Here is a 418-nt window from a genome sequence, read left to right on the forward strand (position 1 = left end):
GCTACGAGACAGGTGCCGGGGCGGCTCGACGAGGCGGGCTACCCGGTGGTGCGGCTCGCGGAAGACGTGCTGCGCCCCGTCTCCGCGCCGCGTGCGGATGGCACGCCGCTGCACGCGATACCGTCGGCGGACGCAGCGGCGGATGCGCTGGCCGGCGCGTCGGAGCGTGAAGCCTCCCCGCTGCCCGTGCTGGCGTACAGCGATGCGTCCGGGCTGGGGCGCATCATGCGCGCGCTGCGCCGCGGCGTGTTCGAGAGCGGCACGGTGCCCGGCCTGCCCGGCGAGGTGGCGGTGGTGTTCACGGCCCACCATGCGGCGCTGCTCAAGACGCTGGCGCTGGACGGGCGCGGCGTGGCCTGGCTGCCGCAGAGCCTGGTCGCGGACGAGCTGCGCGCCGGCACCCTGGTGCCCGCGGGGC

At 77.0% G+C, this 418-nt stretch carries 1 protein-coding gene; it reads left to right on the top strand.

What is annotated here, in order from left to right; genetic code table 11:
- Positions 1 to 418, top strand: a 418-nt coding sequence (locus K9U41_RS23445) for a LysR substrate-binding domain-containing protein (protein WP_282643229.1), incomplete at both ends; no start/stop codon positions are given.

The sequence above is a fragment of the Xanthobacter autotrophicus genome (assembly GCF_029991245.1).
Lineage (GTDB): Bacteria > Pseudomonadota > Alphaproteobacteria > Rhizobiales > Xanthobacteraceae > Xanthobacter > Xanthobacter autotrophicus_C.